Source organism: Bradyrhizobium sp. ISRA464 (assembly GCF_029910095.1).
GTDB lineage: Bacteria > Pseudomonadota > Alphaproteobacteria > Rhizobiales > Xanthobacteraceae > Bradyrhizobium.
Window position 1 is genome coordinate 7,937,719 of sequence record NZ_CP094526.1, and the last position, 18,577, is coordinate 7,956,295.

An 18,577-nucleotide genomic window follows, 5' to 3' on the forward strand; every position below is an offset into this window, starting at 1 on the left:
GTTCCCGCCGGGGCACGCGAAATCGTCAATGATTTGATATAGCTTCGCCGCATGAGTCCAACAGCTTCCCCCGCTTCAACCACCCGCGGCACCCGCCTGATTCTGGCCGGCGTCCTGCCGATACTGGCACTCGTCGCGGCATGCCTGTGGACGAGTCCGGCGGCCGCCGATTTCCGGCTGTGCAACAACACCTCGAGCCGGGTCGGCATCGCGCTCGGCTACAAGGACGCCGAGGGCTGGACCACCGAAGGCTGGTGGAACGTGTCGTCGCGCGCCTGCGAGACGCTGCTGCGCGGCAATCTGGTCGCACGCTATTATTACATTTACGCGCTGGATTATGACCGCGGCGGCGAATGGTCCGGCCAGGCGTTCATGTGCTCGCGCGACAAGGAATTCACCATCAAGGGCACCGAGAATTGCCTTGCGCGCGGCTATGACCGCACCGGCTTCTTCGAGGTCGACACCGGCGAGCAGCGTGCATGGACCGTCCAGCTGACAGAGGCCAACGAACAACAGCCGCAGAAATTGCCGGGAATGCCGGGCGGAGTAGCTCCCGACAATCCCGGAGCGATGCCCGGCCTGCCAAATCCGCCGCCGGGCGCAACGCCTCCGGGCGCGTCTGGTCTGCCGCCAGCCGCAACGCCCGGACACAAGCAATGAGACGACTGCGCCGCATCAAGATCCTCGCAACCCTCGGGCCGGCCTCCTCAGACAGCGCGATGATCCGCAAGCTGTTCGAGGCCGGCGCCGACATGTTCCGTATCAACATGAGCCACACCCCGCACGACAAGATGCGGGAACTGGTCAAGACCATCCGCAATGTCGAATCGAGCTATGGCCGGCCGATCGGCATCCTGGTCGACCTGCAAGGACCGAAGCTGCGGCTCGGCGCCTTCGCGGAAGGGTCGACCCAGCTCAATAACGGCCAGACCTTCATTCTCGATTCCGACAAGACGCCCGGCGACAACAACCGCGTCCAGCTTCCGCATCCGGAGATCCTGGCCGCGCTTCGCCCGGGTCATGCGCTCTTGCTCGACGACGGCAAGGTGCGGCTGATCGCCGAGGAAACCTCCCCCGAGCGCGCCGTGACGCGCGTGGTGATCGGCGGCCGGATGTCGGATCGCAAGGGCGTCAGCCTGCCCGACACCGATCTGCCGGTCTCGGCGATGACGCCGAAGGACCGCGCCGACCTCGATGCCGCGCTGGCCACTGGGATCGACTGGGTCGCGCTTTCCTTCGTGCAGCGCGCCGAGGACGTGCACGAGGCCAAGAAGATGATCCGCGGCCGCGCCGCCGTGATGGCCAAGATCGAGAAGCCGCAGGCGATCGACCGTCTTGCCGACATCATCGACGCGTCGGATGCCCTGATGGTTGCGCGCGGCGATCTCGGCGTCGAGCTACCGCTGGAACGTGTGCCGAGCCTGCAGAAGCAGATGACACGCATGGCGCGCCGCGCCGGCAAGCCGGTCGTGATCGCCACCCAGATGCTGGAATCGATGATCCAGACGCCGGTGCCGACGCGCGCCGAGGTCTCCGACGTTGCCACCGCCGTCTACGAGGGCGCCGACGCCATCATGCTGTCGGCGGAATCGGCCGCCGGCAAGTTCCCGGTGGAAGCCGTCTCGACCATGAATCGCATCGGCGAGGAGGTGGAACGCGACCCGACCTATCGCGGCGTGCTCAACGCGCAGCGCGTCGATCCCGAGCCGACGGTGGGCGATGCCATTGCCGATGCCGCGCGGCAGATCGCCGAGACGCTCGACCTGTCGGCCATCATCTGCTGGACCTCCTCGGGCTCGACCGCAATCCGCGTCGCGCGCGAGCGGCCCAAGGTGCCGGTGGTCGCGATCACGCCGAACCTCGTCACCGGCCGCAAGCTTTCCGTCGTCTGGGGCGTGCATTGCGTGGTCGCGGAGGACGCGCACGACCTCGACGACATGGTCAACCGCGCCGGCTCGATTGCCTTCAGGGACGGTTTCGCCAAGGCCGGCCAGCGCGTCATCATCGTCGCCGGCGTGCCGCTGCGCGCGCCCGGCACCACCAACATGCTGCGCATCGCCTCGGTCGGGCCGAACGGCGACGCGGAAATCATCTGACCGCGCCGCAGCGTTCGGGCCAGGCCTGACCCCGGAACGGGGGTGGGCCGATCAGCCCTGCAACGTCGCGTCGAGCGCGATCTTGGTGTTGAGCAGTTTCGACACCGGACATCCGGCCTTTGCCTTGCCGGCAAGCTCCTGAAACTTCGCGTTGTCCGCACCCGGGATTTTCGCGGTCAGCGTCAGGTGCACCGAGGTGATGGCAAAGCCGTCGCCGACCTTTTCCAGCGCCACATCGGCCTTGGTCTCCATGTGCTCGGCCGTCAGCTTGGCTTCGCCCAGGATCAACGACAGGGCCATCGTGAAGCACGCGGCATGCGCCGCGCCGATCAGCTCTTCGGGGTTCGAGCCCGGCTTGCCCTCGAAGCGGCTGGCGAAGCCATAGGGATAATCCGTGAGCGCTCCGCTCTTGGTCGAGATCGCGCCCTTGCCGTCCTTGATGCCGCCCTGCCATTTGGCCGAGCCATGGGTCGTCGTCATGCGTTGCTCCTAGAGGTTGGCTTTACCCAGCGCCCCCGAAGCTACAACGCCGATGCGACAGAAAGTGTTCGCACCGCGACCCCGATCTCAGGCCCCGACCAGCGCCTTGGCCGGCGTGGTCGCCTGCACCACGAGGCCACGGGCGCGCGCATCCATGACGCCGACCGCGCGCAGCGCGAGCAGGGTCACGGTCTGCACCGCATCGCGCAGCTTCACGGGATCGTCGAGATTGACCGGCGCCAGCGGACCGACAAGCGCCTCGTGCAGCGCGCCGAGCAGGGCCGTGGCCGCCAGGGCGGTGTCCTGGGCCGGCAGATGGCCGGCGCGCACCGCGGCGTCGATGCGCGTCGCAAGCTCGCCGGAAATGTCACGCCGGCAGGCCAGACGCGAGGCGGTGACGTCGACATCGACCGGCTCGGCAAGGATGCCCCAGGCGAGCTTGCGCTGCGACAGCACGTGGACCGCGATGGTCGTCACCGCCGCCGCCAGCGCCGATGACGGCCCGGGCGCGGCATCCGCGGCGCGGCGGATTGCGGCGAGCTCGTCACGCGACACATCCGCGATCAGTTCCGAGATCAGATCGGCCTTCGAGGGGAAATAGCGATAGACGGTCCCGGCCGCGACATTGGCGCGGACCGCGACCGGCGCGATCTGGACAGCCGCCATACCGCCGTCGACCGCCGCGTCGCGCGCCGCGGACAGGATTGCGCTGCGCCGGGCAGCCAGCCGTTTCACGACTTGATGAGTGCGCCGATAGACCATGGCGTTGCCGTCCCCCCGGGCGTGCACCCGGCCGGCGCCCACCGGCAGAACGCACGCGTCTTCAAAGTCTTGAGCGATTGATCCCGCAATCGCCACAAGAAGTGAACAACTATTCAGACCGAAACACAAGGTGGAATTGTAAGGATTTTGCGACGGCCGGAATGCTCGTCAGGATTGCACAAGCGGCCGCTTCTGACGGCGGGCTGGCACCGATCGCCACACATTGTGGGCACGTGACCGAGTCATGAATCGAGATTGCGTACCGCCGTTATCCTCATTTTAAAGGAGGTCGGGGAATCTACCGCTCTCATCTTCGGGTGCGGTCATGACTGAATCGGACACCCGCCTTGCCTGGCGGCTCTTCAATCTCAACTGGATTCCGATTGCAGTGATGAGCAGCGTGCTGCTGCTCGCGGTGCTGTTTGCAGGCTTCTCGCTCGAGCCGGTCGCGTTCGGCGTGATGAGCGGCATGGCCGGCGAATTCGCGCTGATGGTCTATCTGTATTTCTGGGCGCGCGGATCGGCCGCCGATCCGAAACTGATTTTCGGCCTCGGCGCCATCGCCCAGTTGCTCTTGATCGTGACGATCATGGGACCGCTGACCTATGTGGCGCTCGCGCTCAACTGGCCGCTGCAGGATCACACCTTCCTCGCGATCGATCGCGCGATGGGTCTCGATCCCGAAGCGCTCCTCAGCTTCGTGAACGATCACGCATGGCTGATGAGCTCGCTCGTGACCGGATACGGATTCATCAAGTGGTTTCTGCTGGGCGTTCCCATCATCCTGGCCGCAACGCTGCGGCTGGTCAGGCTGCAGCAGTTCATTGCTGCGTTCAGCCTTGCATTGGCCGTCACGCTCGTGATTTCAGCGCTCGTGCCGGCCGTCGGCACCTTCTACGGCTTGAACATCTCGCCCGCCGATTTCCCTTCCGTCCACACCAAGGTCTACGAGGCCCAGCTGCGTGACATCCTGGCGGTGCGTTCCGGCGTGCTCCGTCATCTCAAATTATTCGAGCTCGCGGGCGTCGTGTCATTCCCGAGCTTCCACGCCGCGTCCGCTGTGCTCTATTTGTGGGCGCTGTGGCCGGTGCGCGTGATTGGCATCGTGGCGGCCGTGATGAACGTGCTGATGGTCGCATCGACGCCGGTGATCGGCGCGCATTACGTCATCGACGTGATCGCCGGGGTTCTGCTCGCGGTGATCTGCATCGCCGCGGCAAAGTACGCCACCGCCTTCCTCGACAGCCGCGCGCCTGTCGCCGAGCTCGGCTATGTCCCGACGAGGCCCCTCGAAGCAGACGCGCGCTGACTGCAGCTGCTTACGGGCGTGGGACTGATCGTCCGCCATAGTAAATCGCGATCTAAAATGATCGTTCGATTTCGAACTATCTGCGCCGGCACAGCCCGCGATTTCCCGCGGTTCGGCCGATCCTTCGGCCACTTGTGCCGCGCATCGCGTGGCGCGCAGCCGATGAGCGCCTTCCCGCCCCGATCAAAGCCGCACAGGTCGAGCGCGGAGTTTACCCGAATTTATCGGAAACCATGATCCTGTAGGCGTGCGTCGCACCCGACCTTGTCCCCGGTTAAGCCAAGAAAAGCCCATGTCGATTTCCATCACCAGCAGCGTGACGAACCGCAGCATGGCCCGAGGGCTGGTGCCGCTCTGCGCCGGTGCAGGCGTCTATCTGTTCTTCCTGTTCGCGGGCGAAATCCTGCTGCGGGATTCCGACTCGATGTGGCAGATCAAGGTCGGACAGTGGATTCTCGAACACGGTGCCGTGCCTCACACGGACGTGTTCTCGTTCACCAAGTATGGCGAAGCCTGGATCTCGAGCTCGTGGCTGTCGCAGGTCCTCCTTGCCATCACCTACGGGCCGGGAGACTGGGCCGGACCGGTGATCCTGTCCTCGATCGCGGTTGGCGCGACCATCACGATCTTCCTCTATCTGCTGAGCCCGTATTTCGATTCGGCGCGTTCGATCCTGATCGCGGCGCTGGCCCTGCTGCAATCGGCATCGCACTTCTTCGCGCGGCCGCACGTGCTGGCGCTGCCGTGCTTGCTGGCCTTTATCGGCGGGCTGATGTCGGCTGCCGACCGCCGCACGCATCCGTCATGGCTCCTGCTGCCGCTGATGACGCTGTGGGCCAACCTGCATGGCGGCTTCGTGCTCGGACTGGCGCTGATCGGACCGATCGGGCTCGAGGCGATCTGGAGCGCTGAGTCGAACCGCCGCATTCAGCTTGCCATGCGCTGGGCACTGTTCGGCATCGCCGCGCTCGTCGCAAGCTGCCTGACGCCCTATGGCTGGGATACGCTGCTGGGCGCGTTCAAGATCCTCAGCCTCGGCAAGCTGCTGTCGCTGATCTGGGAATGGATGCCGGTTGACTTCAGCAAGTTCACCTTCTTCGAAGCCACGCTTCTGGCGCTGATCGGCGTCGCCTTCTATCGCAAGCTGACGCTCTCGGTGCCGCGGATCCTGCTGCTGGTCGGCTTGATCTGGATGGCGCTGACGCATGTCCGGAACATCGAGGTGTTCGCGTTGCTGGCGCCGCTCGTGCTGGCCAAGCCGATCGCTGAACAATGGGGAACCGCCGGCGACCGCACATCCGCCTTTGAGGAAACTCGATCGGCACCCCTCATCACCATCCTTGTTGCGATCGCGATCCTGATCGGAGGAACGGTGTCGACGAAGACCTTCGCCGCGCATCATCCCTTCCTCTTCAACCCGAGCGCCACTCCCGTCGCCGCGGTTGACCTGCTGCAAAAGCGCGGTGCCCAGCGCATCTTCAGCACTGCGCCGTTCGGCGGCTATATGGTCACCCGCGACATGAAGGTGTTCATCGACGGCCGCGCCGAGCTGTATGGCGAGCAATACGTGCTCGATTATTTCGATGCGACCGAAGCCCGCGACGTCGGTCAGATGCTGGGCCTGCTCGACAAATATCGGATCGACGCCACGCTGCTGAATGCAACGTCTCCCATGGGACACGCACTGGATCACGTGCAGGGCTGGAAGCGGATCTACAAAGATGACGTCGCGGTGATCCATGTCCGGTCGGACGAGGCGGCGGAAGGCGCACCGCCCGCCGCGGAGAAATCCAACTAGACTGCGATTGCGCGCCATCCGAGGACGGTGTGCGCTCTACGGCGATCCGTTCTCCCGGTCTGGAGCTCGCCGAACAGGTCGCGGACGTTATTTTGGCGCCTTGCCCCGCTCCTTGAGGGGAATCACGAATTTCAGCCCCGACCAGACCTCGTCCACGGCACAGACCTTGATGTCGACGAGACCGGCCGCGAGCGCGGTCTCGCGCACCGCCGTCTCTGTAAGGTCGGTCGCGACACCCGAACTCTTCTTGGGCCAGGACACCCAGATCGTGCCATCTGGCGCGATCGCCTGCCGGTAGCGGCTGAGCTTGGCCGCAAGCCCCTTGGCCACGGCCGCAAACAGATGCACGACGTCCAGCGGCCCCTTCGCGGTCTTCGCGATCCGCACATCGAGAGGCAGTGCGCCGACGACGTCGGCATAGGCCACGGGCAATCCGTCCACGAAAATACAAAAGCCCGGCTTGAGGCCGAGCTTCTGTACAACTGACTTGCTGCCGGAGTAGCCGACCATGGCTGCAAGGCTTATGCCTGCGGCTGCGGTTCCATACCGGCGTCCGGATCGGGACGCGGGCGCGGCTTGCCGGCCGGCGGCACCGCCGACGCGCGCGGCGTTGAAGGCTCCAGCACCGACTCGCGATTGGGCTTCTTGCCCTTCAAGAGGTCGGTGATTTCTTCGCCGGTCAGCGTCTCGAACTCGAGCAGGCCCTTGGCCAGCGTCTCGAGATCGTCGTGCTTCTCGGTGAGGATGCGGGTCGCTTCCTTGTAGCCTTCCTCGACCAGACGCTTGATCTCGGAGTCGATCTTCTGGACGGTCGCCTCGGACGCGTTCTGCGTGCGCGAGACCGACATGCCCAAAAACACCTCGTCCTGGTTCTCGCCATAGGAGACGGTGCCGAGCTCTTCCGACAGACCCCAGCGCGTTACCATCATGCGGGCAAGGCGGGTCGCCTGCTCGATGTCGGAGGCCGCGCCCGAAGTCACCTTGTCGCGGCCGAAGATCAGCTCTTCCGCGACACGGCCGCCCATCATGATCGCGAGACGCGACGTCATCTGCTCCAGCGACATCGACAGCTTGTCGCGCTCCGGCAGCTGCATCACCATGCCCAGCGCACGGCCGCGCGGAATGATGGTCGCCTTGTGGATCGGGTCGGTCGCGACGACGTTGAGGCCGACGATGGCGTGGCCGCCCTCGTGATAGGCCGTCAGCAACTTCTCTTCCTCGGTCATGACGAGCGACTTGCGCTCGGCACCCATCATCACCTTGTCCTTGGCCTCTTCGAACTCGGCCTGCGTCACCATCCGCTTGTTGCGGCGGGCGGCGGTCAGCGCGGCCTCGTTGACAAGGTTCATCAGGTCGGCGCCCGAGAAGCCGGGCGTACCGCGCGCGATGGTCTTGAGGTTGATATCCGGGGCCAGCGGCACCTTGCGGACGTGAACCTTGAGGATCTGCTCGCGGCCAACGACGTCCGGGTTCGGCACCACGACCTGGCGGTCGAAGCGGCCGGGACGCAGCAGCGCGGGATCGAGCACATCGGGACGGTTGGTCGCCGCGATCAGGATCACGCCTTCATTGGCCTCGAAGCCGTCCATCTCGACCAGCAACTGGTTCAACGTCTGCTCGCGCTCGTCGTTGCCGCCGCCGAGACCGGCGCCGCGATGACGGCCGACCGCGTCGATTTCGTCGATGAAGATGATGCAGGGCGCGTTCTTCTTGGCCTGCTCGAACATGTCGCGGACACGGCTCGCGCCGACGCCGACGAACATCTCGACGAAGTCAGAACCGGAGATGGTGAAGAACGGCACATTGGCTTCGCCCGCGACCGCGCGCGCGATCAGCGTCTTGCCGGTGCCGGGAGGACCGACCAGCAGCACGCCGCGCGGAATGCGTCCGCCGAGGCGCTGGAACTTGCCGGGGTCGCGGAGGAATTCGACGATCTCCTGCAGATCCTGCTTGGCCTCGTCGACGCCGGCGACATCCTCAAAGGTCACACGGCCATGCGCCTCGGTCAGCATCTTGGCGCGCGACTTGCCAAAGCCCATCGCCTTGCCGGCGCCGCCCTGCATCTGCCGCGAAAGGAAGATCCAGACGCCGATCAGCGCGATGAACGGCAACCAGGAGACGAGCAGCGACACGAACCACGGCACGTTGTCGCCCGGCGGCTTCGCGGTGATCGAGACCTTGGCGTCATAGAGACGCTTCACCAGGCTCGGGTCGCTCGGCGCATAGGTCTGGAAGCTGGAACCGTTGGTGAACGTGCCGTGAATCTCCGGTCCCTGGATCACGACGTCGCGGACGTGGCCCTGATCGACTTCAGTCAAAAGCTGCGAAAACGAGATGTCCTGCGAGGACGTGCGCTGGCCCGGATTCTGGAAAAGCGTGAACAACGCCAGCAGCAGCAAAACGATGATGACCCAGAGGGCGAAATTCCGCAGATTGGCGTTCATTGTGTTCCTTCGTGGTCGCGCGGATCGCGGCCTCTCCTATCCTTGGGCCGGCTCTGTGGGAATCCCCAGGGAATCCATCCCGTCGATGCATACAATCTAGGTGCCGCTGGGGTCGATGCCAAGGGAACCACGCATGACTATTTACCGCATCCTAGCGCAATTCCCGGTCAAATAATGGCGTGGAATCCGGTGTTTTTCGGGGGTGGTTAAGCCTCCCTGCCGGATTGTGACGACGATTGAAGCAATCGCCCCCAGGGTCAGCGGGAGCGCGCGCCGCGCGGCGGCGCCGGCTCGACCCGGATTCGGCCGCTGGCCACGCTGATGACCGCCCCGGCGAGGGTCTGTTTCAGCCTGGCTCCGCGTTGCGCCACCGCATGATCCACGGCCGCAAGCAAGGTTTCGATCTTGCCGAGTTCGGCGGGCCCTTCATGTCCGGTCCGGTCGATGGCGCGCTTCAGGAGGCGCAGACGAATCTCCTCAGGCATCGCGGCAAACAGCGCGGCATCGAAGCCCGGGCGGGAAGTATCTTGCTCCTTCAACGCGAGATAGCGCTCGGCGCCGTCGACCAGCACCTCAACGGCGGCATTGGCGCGTGCAAGTCGGGCCGCGAGTCGCGCCAGGCTCCTCGCATCGCCACCCTCCTCCGCCAGCGCCGGCATCAGTGCGCGCAGCCGCGGGCGCGTGAATGCGGGATCGCGATTGGTCGGATCGTCGGCGAAACCAATGCGCGCCTTGTTCAGCGTTGCAATCAACCGCGCCTTGGAAATATCGAGCAAGGGCCGCGTCAACCGAACCCCTTCGCGCTCGGTCTCGCGGGCCATCGCCGACAGACCGGCGATGCCGCTACCACGCAACATCCGCATCAGGAGCGTCTCGGCCTGATCGTCGCGGGTATGCGCGGTCAGGACATGCGTGGCACCGTACTTGCGCGCAGCCTGCGCCAGCAGCCGATAGCGGGCCGCGCGGGCCGCCGCCGGCACGCCGGTTCTCGGTTTGGGTCCGGTCCAGCGCAACGTGCTGTGAGGCAGCTCGAGGCTTTGCGCCAGCCGTTTGACGTCGCGGGCCTCGCGGGCGGCTTCGGGGCGCAGGCCGTGATCGACGGTGACGGCAATCAGCCGCGGCCCGCGCGAGAGCCCGCGGCGCCAGCGTGCGGCGAGCCACATCAGCGCGACGGAATCAGGACCGCCGGACACCGCGAGCACGATCGCAGGCGCCGACGCCAGGCCCGCGAAGAGGCGTTTGGCGTCCCTTGCCGGAATGGCGGATTCGTCGTCGGGCATCGTAGGACCAGCATTTCGCAAGAAGGCCGGATGCGGCCTCCCCAAAGCTGGTTTAGCACTTCACCCGTTTTTGCTCACGATCGACAGCGGCCTTCACGCCGCCGGATGCCCGCGGATATTTGCGCGTCACTTCGCCGAACGCGGCGCAGGCGGCTTCCTTTTCCTTGAGCGCCGCGAGCGACTGGCCGAGCCTCAGCAGCGCGTCCGGCGCCTTGGCCGACTTGTCGTACTTGGTCGTGACGCCGAGGAAGGTCTCGGCGGCGTCCCGATATTGCTGGCGTTGGAAATAGCTTTCGCCGAGCCAATATTGCGAATCCGCGACCAGCGGGTCGCTCGGATATTTCCGGGCGAAATTCTTCATGGTCTCTTCGGCGAGCGCGTAGTCCTTGCGCTGCATGTAGCCGATGCCGAGGTCGAACTCGTCCTTCGGCGTGGCCGACGGCGGCAGCGTGGTCAGGCCTGCGCCGGCACCGGGGGGACGCTGCGGGCTCGTATTGCCGAGATCGAGCGGCTCGCCCGCACCGCGGCCGCCGGGAGCACCAATCCCGGCATCGCTGGACATCGGCAACTGACCGCCGCCCAGCGCGCGCGGCGCGCCCGGGGCGTTCGGGTTCTGGCTGGGATCGAAGGCATCGCCGCGGCCGCGACGGCCGGGAGCCGCAGCCGGCGTCGGCTCCTGCACGATCGGCGCTGGAGCGGCGATTTGCGGCTGCTGCTCATAACCGCCCTGCCGCCCGTATCCGGGCTGCGACTGGCCGTAACCCTGCTGCGGCTGCCCATAGCCGGGCTGAGCCTGCGGATAGGCCTGAGGCTGCTGTGCCGGCGGCACCGCAGCGACGCTCGGCTGCGCCGCAGGTTGTCCGGGCGCGCCCGGCGGCTGAGCGCCGAGTTGGCGCAGCCGCTCCTCGAGCTGGCGGTTGCGGTACTGCAACTCCTCGTTCTGCCCGGTCAGTTGCCGGAGCTGATTCTCGAGCCGCTCGATCCGCATCTCGGCGTCGGCATCGTCGGATTGTGCAAGAGCTGGAACGGAAACGGCGAGCAGCGCCGCGATCGCCGCGGCGGAAGGAAGAAAATGCAGTCTGGATGACATTTTGCCCTGACGACGATATCGACGTGAAAAGCGAGCCACATTGAGGGACGGAGTACGCCGGAATTGTGACTGGCCCTTCAAATCCCAGGCAACGTCGCAAGGCTATGGTTTAGTGCCGGCGCCGGAACAAGCAAGCGGGCAATTCGCCCAACGTCGTTCATCAAGCTGACAGCGCGCTGACAGGCTGTCGCGCGCCGCGAAAGAAAAACCGGCGCCCGAAGGCGCCGGTTGAAACATTGGCCGAGGCGTTTGCTCAGGAGCTTGCGTTGAGCACGGTGACGGCGCGGCGGTTCTGCGACCAGCAGGAGATGTCGTTGCAGACCGCGACCGGGCGCTCCTTGCCGTAGGAGATGGTGCGCATGCGGCTCGGGTCGATGCCGCGCGAGACCAGATAGGCACGGACCGATTGGGCCCGACGCGCACCGAGCGCGATGTTGTATTCGCGGGTGCCGCGCTCGTCCGCATGGCCTTCGATGGTGAAGGAATAGCGGTTGTAGGTCTGCAACCACTGCGCCTGCTTGTCGAGGGTGGCGATCGCCTGCGGGCTCAGATCGGTCTGGTCGCTATCGAAAAACACGCGGTCGCCGACATTGACCACGAAATCCTGCTGACTGCCCGGGGTCGCGGCGCTCGCCATCGCTCCATCGGCGCCCAGCCCGTTCTTGTTGGCGCAGGCACCCATCGACAGCGCCACCGCCAGAACCGCCGCCAGCTTCATACCCTGGAGGATACGCATCTGATGTTTCATTCCGGAGCCTCCACGCTCACGCTCTTCGTACTGTCATCCGATCTACAGGGCGATGGTTAAGCGAACGTTCCGTCAACCTTGACGAGACCTTGCCGGACCGCATCAAATGCCAGCTAATGGCGGAAAGCGCCCCCGATGGTTAATGGGTGGCAAATGTGGCGCGACGGTGAAGAGAAGGCAAGGTCGGCCGGAACCAGCCGTTTCTACAGGCAATTTCGTGCCCGCTAGTTGCCGAACGGCGACAGGTCGTGGCGATTCGCGCTGGCGAAGCAGCCCAAACGAGATCGACTTCTGCCGGCCGATTCCCGGTCAGGAATTCGGGACGATCGAGGGACGTTCGAACTTGGCAATGGTCGCCTGCCGAGGCACATGGTGTTCCCGCTCGAACAGCATGCGGCGCTCGAATGCCGACGAGCGCATCATCGGGTAACGGTCGAACACCTTGTCGCGCATGGTCTGGAAGTCCGACGCCATCAGGCCGACCGGCTTGAGCAGGCCCGGGAACAGGCGCGGCTCGGCGATGGTCTCATGGAAGAAGACGCGACGGTAGAACGCCTGGTGCTCGGGGCGAACGATCGCGAGCCCCAGATCGGCGTTGAAATATTCGCAGGCCATATAGGCCAGGCGCACCGTGACATAGGGCAGTTCCGGCGAACGCCGGGCCCGGTCGGGGTCCGCCACGAAACGCGCCGGATCAATAATGACCTCTCCGCGGTCGAGCTTCGGATGCAGGATCTCGCCGAAAGCCTCGGCCGAGCAGGACTCGCGCCATTCCGGCGTCAGCACGCTGATGCGGACCGAGCTGCACAGCTCGGCATCGAGATAGACGCCGAAGGTCCAGGAGTTCTCCAGGTCGTCATACTGATCGGTGACGCGCTGCTCCGCCGACTCCTTGACTGCGCCCTCCCGCAGATAGGCGCGGTAGCGGAGATTGTAGATCTCTTCTTTTTCCGCCCGCGTTTGGGCGAGACGATAATCGACGTGGTCGAGTAGTTCGGATCCCCTCACGAAAGCAACAGGAGACGCTGCGACGGGGGATCTCATGTATTACTCCGCACTTCCAACAACTTCTGCGAGCCGGTGGAAATCTTAACAGCCTCTTAACGAAATTGCAAAGCATTGACGGTGTTAGGGTTAATCCCGGTCAAGGAGTTTCGCACCCGCGTCCGGCAGCATTGCTGCCCGCCCGGAAAGCTTCAGGCGATCGATCGTGACGGCAGGGGAATCAGCTTCTCGTCGGGCGAGCGGGGGCCGTGCGAGGCGTTCAAGAGCTGCCTGATCCGCACGGCGGGAACCGGCCGGCTGAACAGATAGCCCTGCGCCTCGGTGACCGCGCCGTCGGCGCTGATCAATTCGAGCTGGTCGTTGGTCTCGATGCCCTCGACGACCACGGACATGCCGAGATCGGCGGAGAGTCGCGCCACGCCACGCAGCAGCGTCAGCGGTCGATCGCTGTCGATGCCTTCGAGGAAGGAACGGTCGATCTTGACCTTCTGCAACGGGAAGTTGTGCAGATAGCTCAGCGACGAGTAGCCGGTGCCGAAATCGTCGAGCGAGATCCGTACGCCGAGCGTTCGCAACTGCGACAGCAGGTCGTGGGTGAGCTGAGTGTTGTGCAGCAGTGAGGATTCGGTGATCTCGATCTCCAGCCGGTGCGCCGGCAGGCCCGAGACCTCGAGCGCATAACGCACCTCGCTCACCACGTCGCGCTGGTGGAACTGCTGCGGCGAGAAGTTGACGGCGACGCTGACCGCCTCCGGCCACTTCATGCATTCCATGCAGGCCTTGCGCAGGATCCAGCGGCCGAGGTCGACGATCAGGCCCATGTCCTCGGCAACCGGAATGATGTCGACGGGCGAGACCGCGCCGCGCACCGGATGGTTCCAGCGCAGCAGCGCTTCGCAGGTGCTCACCTTGCCGGTCCTCAGGTTGATCAGCGGCTGATAGAACAGCTCGAACTCCTCGTTGGCGAGCGCCTTGCGCAGGTCGAGCTCAAGGATGCGCCGCGCCTCGACGGTTTGCGCCATCTCGTCGCGGAAGAAGCAGAAGGTGCCGCGGCCGTCGGCCTTGGCGCGGTAGAGCGCCATATCGGCGTTCTTGAGCAGTGTGTCGGCGCCGACACCGGGCGCGGTCATCGCGATGCCGACGCTGGCGCCAATCTCGACCAGATGGTTGTCGATCTTGTAGCGCTCGCTGAGGCGGTCGACGATGCGACGCGCGAGTGCGGCGGCATCCTCGTGCGAATGGATGTTCTGCTGGAACACGACGAACTCGTCGCCGCCGAACCGCGCCACGAAGTCCTCCGGACGCAGCATCTCGCGCAGCCGGTCGGCAACCGCGCACAGCAGCTGGTCGCCGCAGGGATGGCCGAGCGTATCGTTGACCTGCTTGAACTGGTCGAGGTCCACGAACAGCAGCGCCGAGCGCTGCTCGCTGCCGTAGCGGGTCGAAAGCAGGCGGCCGATTTCGTCGCGGAAATTGACGCGGTTGGGCAGCTGGGTCAGCTCGTCATAGCGCGCGAGGTGGCTGATCCTGGCCTCGGCGTCCTTGCGCTCGGTGATGTCCTCGACCAGCACAACGGTGCCGCCGCGGCTCATCGGCTGGAAGGTCCACGACAGCGCGCGGCTCTTGCTCGCATCGGGATCGTTGGTGACGATCTCGCCGACCTGCGAGCTCTCGATCTCGGACAGAATCTGCTTCGCCGTCGCGGCGGAGATCGATCCGAACAGGACGCAGGCATTGCAGATGTCGGATGCGCTCGCGCTGCGCTGCACGAAATCATCGGACAGTTCCATCATCTCGATGAAGCGGTGGTTCATCACCGCCAGGCGTCCGTCGGACCGGAACATGCAAAGCCCATGCGGCATATTGTTCAACGCGGTGTCGAACTGGTGCGCCAGCGCCGCCTCGCGGAAGCTCGAGGTCAGCGCCTTGACGAAGATCGCGTGCAGGCTGAGATTGATGCCCTTCAGGCCGAGGAAGAACAGGCCCAGCAGGATCGCCAGGCCGATGTAGTAGACATCGCCGTGCATCGCCAAGGCGATCGACATCGGAGCGCAGGCGACCAGCACGTGGAGCTGGAGCAGCCGCGGTCGCCCGTAATTGCGCGCCGCCCCGCCCGCGGTATAGCCCACCGTCACCGCGACGCAGAGCATGTGGGCGATCGCATCGTCGCTGCCGAGGATGGTGATGAAGCACCAGGCGCCCAGCACCGCGGCATAGACGATCGCGCCGACCGAATAGCGCGGCGCCCAGACCTTGGCCTCCTCGTAGGTCAGCCCGCCGCCCTGCCCCTCGTCGTATTTGCGCATCTGGATCGCGCGCGCCGTGCCGATGGCGATGATCAGGAAGGCGAACGGCCACAGCAACATGTTGCCGGTCTTCAGCGCGGTCATCACGGCGGCGGTCGCCGTGCACACGCTGCCGAGGAACATCGCCCAGAAATTCTGGCGCATCGAGTCCACGAGCGCAGCGTAGAGCACCGGCTCCAGCTCGTCCTGGTTGCCTCGTCTTTTCTGATCCACCAACTGCATCGGCAGCGTACGCATCCTCTTCGGCTGCGTAGTTCTAACGGCCGCAGATGAAGTCTTTCTGAGCGAAGATCGTTAGTGAGTCGTTGTCGCGCTCAGCGCACGACGGAAATCTGCCTTAGATATCAGTACGCTAGACAACAGTTGCCGGGCGATGCCGGGGATCCCGGCAGCGCCCGCGCTGTCATGACAACAGCGGCGACCAGGCGGGGTCGGAGGCGAAGCCCGGCGTGGGCACCCGCAGCTCGTTGCGGCCGGACACGTCGACGGTGAACAGCGACGGTCCACTGTTACCGCCGGGGTCGCGGAAGAACATCACCACGCGCCCGTTCGGCGCAAAGGTCGGCCCCTCATTGTGGAAACCCGACGTCAGGATGCGCTCGCCCGAACCGTCGGTCTTCATGATGCCGATCGCGAACTGCCCGCCGCCCTGCTTGGTGAAGGCGATGTAGTCGCCGCGCGGCGACCAGACCGGCGTCGAGTAGGTGCCGTCGCCGAACGAGATGCGCTGCGCCTGGCCGCCGGTGGCCGGCATCACGTAGATCTGCGGCTTGCCGCCGCGATCGGATTCGAAGCAGAGCCGCGAGCCGTCGGGCGCGTAGGACGGCGAGGTGTCGATCGCCGGCGTATCGGTCAGCCGCGTCATCGCCTTCGAGCGCAAATCCATGACGAACAGGTTGGAGTTGCCGCCCTGCTGCAAGCTCATGATGATGCGCTGACCGTCCGGCGAGAAGCGCGGCGAGAACGACATGCCGGGGAAATTGCCGACGATCTCGCGCTGGCCGGTTTCGATGTTGAGCAGGTAGACGCGCGGTTCGCCCTGCCCGAACTCCATATAGGTGATCTCCTGGGTCGATGGCGAGAACCGCGGCGTGATCACCAGATCCGCACCCCGGGTCAGGTAGCGCACATTGGCGCCGTCCTGGTCCATCAGCGCCAGCCGCTTGACGCGGTGCTGCGCGGCGCCGCTTTCGTCGACGAACACGATGCGGGTGTCGAAATAGCCCTTTTCGCCGGTCATCCGCTCGTAGATCTGATCGGAGATGATGTGGGCGATGCGCCGCCAGTATTCGGCCGACGTGTCGTATTGCTGGCCGGCGAGCTGCTGGCCGGTGTTGACGTCCCAGAGACGGAATTCCGCCTTCACGCGCCCGTTGGCCTGGCGCGTCATGCGCCCGGTCACCAGCGCCTGCGCGTTGATGCTCTTCCAGTTGTTGAAGTTCGGTGCCGCGTCGATGTTGATCGACTTCTCGAGATAGGCGGCCTGGTCGATAGGCGCGAACAATCCGCTGCGCTTCAGATTGTTGGTGATGACCTGCGTCACCCCGACGCCGACCTCGGTGTCGCCGGGCGTGCCGGCTGCGAAATTCGGAATCGCGATCGGCACCGGCGCGAAGTCGCCCTCGGGGATCGTGATGCGCTTCTGTGCGAAGGCGGCGCCGCCGCTTCCAGCCAGCGCACCGAGCGCGGCCATTCCGGAAATCATCTGGCGGCGGTTCAGGCGAAACGTCATTGCACGCAAATCTTTTGTGTCGGTCATTGTGGGTAGGCTTTTGTTTGCTATCGGCCAAGCGCCGCGGTGGCCTCAGGTCTTTCGCTCTGTGAACACCGGCGCAAAATACTTCCATTCATCGAAATAGGCCGCCGGCAGATTGTACGGCTGGCATTCGATGATCGCCCGCAGCGCGCTCTCCTGGTAGACGCGCAGATAAGGCGTCGCCGGGTTGCCTTCCGGCACCGGCATTCCTTCGAGCGTGCCATCGCGCTTCAGCTTGATCGAGAACACGGCTTCGGTCTGCTGCGCCTCGAGGCCGCCATAGGGCTTCTTCCAGCAGCGCTCGACCTGCTGCTTGAACATCGCGCCCCAGGTCGCGGAATTGTCGGCGGCCTTGCCCTTCGACGTGCCGAGCGCGGCGTTGGAATTGAGCGTGTCGCCGGTGATCGAGGCGCGCGTCGGATCGCGCTTGTCGAGCAGCGCCGCGATCTTGCTCTGATCGAACACGCGCTCCTTCGGCTTCTGCTCCGGCGGCGGCTTGGCGGCATGCTGAACCGGCTTCGGCGGCGGCTTCTTCTCTTCCTTCTTGATCGCTTCCGCGATCGGGTCGGGCTTCACTGGATCGGGCTTCTTCTCGACCGGCTTCGGCTCTTCCTTCGGCTTGTTCTCGACCTTCTTCGGCGGATCCGGCTTCTTCTCTTCCGGCTTTTCCACCTTCGGCGTCGGCGCCGGCGCGGTGTCGGTCACGACCGGCGCCTTCTTGTCATCGATCTTGCCGACGGCGTCGTCGACCGGCTTGGCCTCGGCGACCTTCTCGACCAGCGGCTTGGGATTGTCCTTCTTGCCGTCCTTCTGGCCGGCCATGACGTGGGAGAGCTGGTCGGAGGAGATCACGTCGACGGCCACAGTGTCTTCTTCCGGCATCACGAACGCCTTGGTCGAAAACGACACCAGGCCCCACCCGATCACGAGGACGTGCAGGGCAATCGACGCCGCCAGTGTCTTGTCGACCTTGACCTTCAATTCAGGCTTCCCCGTGCCGCTTGCCGGACATGAAGTTTAAGTGCCCCCTTCCGGGATGATGACGATGTTCGCCTTGAACCCGGCGGTCCGGATCTCCCCGAGCAACTTCATCATATCAGTGTAACAAACGTCCTTGTCGCCGCGCAGATAGACCACGCTTTCGGCGTCCGATCGGGTTTCCCGGATCGCCTTGATCTTGGGCAGCAGGTCGGTCGCTGCGATCGGCGCATCGCCGAGATAGAGCTCGATGTTCGAGTTGCAACCGCCGCCGGTGCGCTTGACCGACAGCGTCAGCGGCGGCTGGTTCGACGAGATCGACTTGCCGCCGCTTGCGACCGGCAGGTCGATGTCGATGTTCGACGTCATCAGCGGCGCCGCCACCATGAAGATGATCAGGAGCACCAGCATCACGTCGACCATCGGCGTGACGTTGATCTCGGCCATCACCGGCTTGCGCCCGCCGCGGCGGCGTCCGCCGCCGCCGGACGACCCTGCCATGCTCATCGCCATGATCGTGCGCTC

At 65.0% G+C, this 18,577-nt stretch carries 16 protein-coding genes; 4 read left to right on the forward strand and 12 right to left on the reverse strand.

Translation table 11 applies throughout. The features are described from left to right. Positions 1-51: 51 nt before the first annotated feature. A complete protein-coding gene (locus MTX19_RS36755; protein ID WP_280981551.1) occupies positions 52-660 on the forward strand; it encodes a DUF1036 domain-containing protein in 609 nt (202 codons plus the stop codon). After that, complete coding sequence (pyk, locus tag MTX19_RS36760) at positions 657-2,096, forward strand: pyruvate kinase (RefSeq protein WP_280981552.1); 1,440 nt, start codon at positions 657-659, stop codon at positions 2,094-2,096. The genes MTX19_RS36755 and pyk overlap by 4 nt, the downstream gene beginning before the upstream one ends. A gap of 51 nt (positions 2,097-2,147) precedes the next feature. Here the strand turns inward: pyk and MTX19_RS36765 are convergent, their stop codons facing one another. Next, positions 2,148-2,576, reverse strand: coding sequence for an OsmC family protein (locus tag MTX19_RS36765; protein WP_280975442.1), 429 nt, complete (start codon positions 2,574-2,576; stop codon positions 2,148-2,150). A gap of 87 nt (positions 2,577-2,663) precedes the next feature. Next, positions 2,664-3,338 (reverse strand): TetR/AcrR family transcriptional regulator, encoded by a 675-nt coding sequence (locus tag MTX19_RS36770; RefSeq protein ID WP_280981554.1) that lies wholly within the window; start codon positions 3,336-3,338, stop codon positions 2,664-2,666. Positions 3,339-3,663: 325 nt separating this feature from the next. On the opposite strand from MTX19_RS36770, the gene MTX19_RS36775 reads away from it, so the two are divergent. After that, on the forward strand, positions 3,664-4,647 hold the full coding sequence (locus MTX19_RS36775; RefSeq protein ID WP_280981555.1) for a phosphatase PAP2 family protein: 984 nt from the start codon (positions 3,664-3,666) through the stop codon (positions 4,645-4,647). A gap of 292 nt (positions 4,648-4,939) precedes the next feature. Next, positions 4,940-6,445, forward strand: coding sequence for a hypothetical protein (locus MTX19_RS36780; RefSeq protein ID WP_280981556.1), 1,506 nt, complete (start codon positions 4,940-4,942; stop codon positions 6,443-6,445). Between the two features lie 87 nt (positions 6,446-6,532). Here the strand turns inward: MTX19_RS36780 and MTX19_RS36785 are convergent, their stop codons facing one another. The 10 genes from MTX19_RS36785 to MTX19_RS36830 all read right to left on the reverse strand — a co-directional run bounded on the left by MTX19_RS36785 (position 6,533) and on the right by MTX19_RS36830 (position 18,565). Continuing rightward, positions 6,533-6,955 (reverse strand): DUF3052 family protein, encoded by a 423-nt coding sequence (locus MTX19_RS36785; protein ID WP_280981557.1) that lies wholly within the window; start codon positions 6,953-6,955, stop codon positions 6,533-6,535. An 11-nt stretch (positions 6,956-6,966) separates the two neighbouring features. Continuing rightward, the gene (gene ftsH, locus MTX19_RS36790) at positions 6,967-8,889 is read right to left on the reverse strand and encodes an ATP-dependent zinc metalloprotease FtsH (protein ID WP_280975437.1); all 1,923 of its coding nucleotides are present in this window, start codon (positions 8,887-8,889) and stop codon (positions 6,967-6,969) included. A gap of 257 nt (positions 8,890-9,146) precedes the next feature. Continuing rightward, positions 9,147-10,169: a tRNA lysidine(34) synthetase TilS gene (gene tilS / locus MTX19_RS36795; RefSeq protein ID WP_280985733.1), complete on the reverse strand. Its 1,023-nt coding sequence runs from the start codon at positions 10,167-10,169 to the stop codon at positions 9,147-9,149. 52 nt (positions 10,170-10,221) lie between these two features. Then, positions 10,222-11,259: a tol-pal system protein YbgF gene (gene ybgF, locus MTX19_RS36800; protein ID WP_280981558.1), complete on the reverse strand. Its 1,038-nt coding sequence runs from the start codon at positions 11,257-11,259 to the stop codon at positions 10,222-10,224. Between the two features lie 253 nt (positions 11,260-11,512). Beyond that, entirely contained in the window at positions 11,513-12,007 is a 495-nt protein-coding gene (pal, locus tag MTX19_RS36805) for a peptidoglycan-associated lipoprotein Pal (protein WP_280975434.1), read from the reverse strand. A gap of 309 nt (positions 12,008-12,316) precedes the next feature. Next, on the reverse strand, positions 12,317-13,051 hold the full coding sequence (locus MTX19_RS36810) for a hypothetical protein (RefSeq protein ID WP_280975432.1): 735 nt from the start codon (positions 13,049-13,051) through the stop codon (positions 12,317-12,319). A 152-nt stretch (positions 13,052-13,203) separates the two neighbouring features. Beyond that, positions 13,204-15,540 carry an EAL domain-containing protein gene (locus tag MTX19_RS36815; protein WP_280981559.1) on the reverse strand — a complete coding sequence of 779 codons (2,337 nt, stop codon included), beginning with the start codon at positions 15,538-15,540 and terminating at the stop codon, positions 13,204-13,206. Positions 15,541-15,721: 181 nt separating this feature from the next. After that, positions 15,722-17,050: a Tol-Pal system beta propeller repeat protein TolB gene (gene tolB / locus MTX19_RS36820; protein ID WP_280981560.1), complete on the reverse strand. Its 1,329-nt coding sequence runs from the start codon at positions 17,048-17,050 to the stop codon at positions 15,722-15,724. Positions 17,051-17,122: 72 nt separating this feature from the next. After that, on the reverse strand, positions 17,123-18,055 hold the full coding sequence (locus tag MTX19_RS36825; protein WP_280981561.1) for a cell envelope integrity protein TolA: 933 nt from the start codon (positions 18,053-18,055) through the stop codon (positions 17,123-17,125). A 36-nt stretch (positions 18,056-18,091) separates the two neighbouring features. Then, the gene (locus MTX19_RS36830; RefSeq protein ID WP_280975429.1) at positions 18,092-18,565 is read right to left on the reverse strand and encodes a biopolymer transporter ExbD; all 474 of its coding nucleotides are present in this window, start codon (positions 18,563-18,565) and stop codon (positions 18,092-18,094) included. Between the last annotated feature and the right edge of the window lie 12 nt (positions 18,566-18,577).